This window comes from Herbaspirillum lusitanum P6-12 (assembly GCF_000256565.1).
GTDB lineage: Bacteria > Pseudomonadota > Gammaproteobacteria > Burkholderiales > Burkholderiaceae_D > Herbaspirillum > Herbaspirillum lusitanum.
In genome coordinates this window covers 1-2,736 of record NZ_AJHH01000383.1, presented here as the reverse complement: position 1 = coordinate 2,736, position 2,736 = coordinate 1, and the positions used below count along the sequence as shown (strand labels likewise).

The 2,736-nt window shown below is 61.3% G+C and carries 3 protein-coding genes; all 3 read right to left on the bottom strand.

The genetic code is table 11. The annotated features are described in order from the left end of the window. Window positions 1-50: 50 nt before the first annotated feature. Window positions 51-974: a LysR family transcriptional regulator gene (locus HLUSI_RS0112130; protein WP_029363438.1), complete on the bottom strand. Its 924-nt coding sequence runs from the start codon at window positions 972-974 to the stop codon at window positions 51-53. Window positions 975-989: 15 nt separating this feature from the next. Then, on the bottom strand, window positions 990-2,249 hold the full coding sequence (locus HLUSI_RS0112125; RefSeq protein ID WP_016834227.1) for an ABC transporter substrate-binding protein: 1,260 nt from the start codon (window positions 2,247-2,249) through the stop codon (window positions 990-992). Window positions 2,250-2,351: 102 nt separating this feature from the next. After that, window positions 2,352-2,736 (bottom strand): FAD-binding protein (locus tag HLUSI_RS28330; protein WP_040503423.1); only part of this gene is annotated, 385 nt, incomplete at its 5' end.

Here is a 2,736-nt window from a genome sequence, read left to right as displayed (position 1 = left end):
GAATTCCTTCGTCAGGTTTTTTGTCTCCAGGATGATGTCCATGTTGTCTTTCAGTTGATGCCCGCCCGCATTGCCGGCCCATGCGATTGCTCGCGCGCCGCCTGCATCAGCCAGGCGATGAACAGCTTGAGCGTCGGCGAGGCTTCTTCATGTTCGGGATAGACCACGCAATATTTCTTCAGGCCGCGTATCGGCCGGTCCAGCGGTATCAGCAAGGCGCCGCTGCGTAATTCGTCCTCGACGTACAGACGCGGCACCAGTGCAATGCCGCGACCGTAGCAGGCCGCCTGGATGATCATCGAAAACAGATCGTGGCGCGGTCCGCCGACCGGATTGCGGCCCTGGAATCCCTGCATGTCGAACCAGTGGCGCCAGACGTCTTCGCGCGTATTCTTTTGCAGCAATGGATACGCCGCCAGTTCGTCGATGCTGAGCGCAGTCTTGCCGCCCAGCAGTTGCGGGCTGCAGACCGGCACCAGCTCTTCCTCGAACAGCAGTTCCTGGGCATTGCCGGCCCAGGCCGGATGCTCGTAATGCACGGCGGCGTCGAACACCGAATCGCCGAACAGGAAAGGCAGCGCCCGCTCGCTCAGGTTGACCACGATTTCCGGATGCAGGCGGCTGAACTCCGACAAGCGCGGAATCAGCCATTTGGTGGCGAAGGTGGGAATCACCGCCAATTCGAGGATCTGCTGTCCGTCCTGGTAAGCCATGGCGCTGAGCGTATTGCGTTCCAGCCGGTTGAGGTCTTCACGCACGTGCGCGAAATAGGCCTTGCCGATATCGGTCAGCTGTACGCGCTTTTTGACGCGATGAAACAGCAGCAGATCGAGGAACTCTTCGAGTCCCGCGATCTGGCGGCTGATGGCGCCCTCCGTCAGCGACAGCGCATCGGCGGCGCGCGAAAAACTCTGGTAGCGCGCCGCCGCCTCGAAGGCCATCAATGCGGTGATGCTGGGAATTTTCCTACGCATCGACGACCGCTTTCGTCATTGCTTCTTGGCGAAATTGCAGGTACCGCTGGCCAGCGACGGATAGGCTTCATCGCCCGGCACCACTGCGCGGATGTTGTAGTAGTCCCATGGCTTCTTCGACTCGGCCGGCGTCTTCACCTGCATCAGGTACATGTCATGCACCAGCAGGCCATCGGCGCGGATCTTGCCGTTCTTGGTGTAGAAGTCGTTGACCGGGGTTTCCTTCATCTTCTTGATCACGACATCGGCATCGTCGGTGCCGGTTGCCTTGATCGCGTTCAGGTATTGCAGCGTCGACGAATAGTCGGCGGCCTGGATCGACGACGGCATCTTGCCGACGCGCTTGAAGAAGCGTTCCGACCATTTGCGCGTCTCGTCGTTGGTGTCCCAGTAGAAAGCTTCGGTGACGTACAGACCTTGTGCGGCTTTCAGGCCGAGCGCGTGGATGTCGTTGATGAACATCAGCAGGCCGGCGAACTTCTGCTTGCCGGAATTGAGCATGCCGAACTCGGCGGCGGTCTTGATCGAATTGATGGTGTCGGCACCGGCGTTGGCCAGTCCGATGATCTTGGCGCCGCTCGATTGCGCCTGCACCAGGTAGGACGAGAAGTCGGACGTGTTGAATGGATGCTTGACCACGCCGACGATCTTGCCGCCGTTGGCTTCCACCACGGCGGTGGTGTCGGCTTGCAGCGAGTAGCCGAAGGAATAGTCGGCGGTCAGGAAGTACCAGGTGTTGCCGCCCTGCTTGACGATGTACTTGCCGGCGACATTGGCCATGGCTGCGGTGTCGTGGTTGTAGTGCAGGCTGTATGGCGTGCAATCCTCATTGGTCACGCGCGTGGTGCCGCCGCCGGTGACGATGGCGATGCGCTTCTTCTCCGCCGCGACCTTGATGGTGGCCAGCGCGGTGGCCGAGCCGGAGATGTCGGTGATCATGTCGACCTTGCGCTGATCGATCCACTCGCGCGCCGTCGAGGCGGCGATGTCGGCCTTGTTCAGGTGATCGGCCGAGATCACTTCGATCGGCTTGCCGTTGACCTTGCCGCCGAAATCCTCGACCGCCATCTTGACCGCTTCGACCGCACCCTTGCCGGCGAAATCGGAGAAGGTGCCGCTCAGGTCGGTGAGTACGCCGATGCGTACGACATTGTCCGAGATGCCTTGCGGCTGCGCCGAGGCGCTGCCGTACAGCAAGGCGGAACAGACCGCGGCGCTCATCAGCTTCAAGGCCGTGGAACTGCCGGGATGCCTGAGGATGTTCTTGATATTCATGTAAGTCTCCTGGAATGGAAAATTGATGCCTTCACCGCAATCGCGTGCTCAGGCACAGGCGCGAACCTGCCCCCGATGACGGTGCTAGTCATCGCTCTCTTGTTATGCATACATCGAAACTGCCGTGTCGCTGCGCTGCATGAGATCGGATCGATCCCGTGCAGCGCATGCGGAAATCAGCGAGCGCGCGATCTTGCCGAAGACCGCGCCGCGCATCACCGACGTTGCGCCGGTATACACCTGGTAGTACAGACCCGCGGCTTCGCCTGCGGCATACAGACCGGCGATCGGCCGGCCGTCCTGGTCGATCACCTGCGCCTGCTTGTTGGTCTTGACGCCGCCGTAGGTAAAGCAGATGCCCGGAATGATCGGGTAAGCGCAGAACGGGCCGCGCTCGATCGGGCGCGACCAGTTCGACTTGTTGATGTCCAGTCCCTGCGTCGCCAGCCCGTCTGCTTCCAGCGGCTTGAACGCGCCGCCCGGCGGG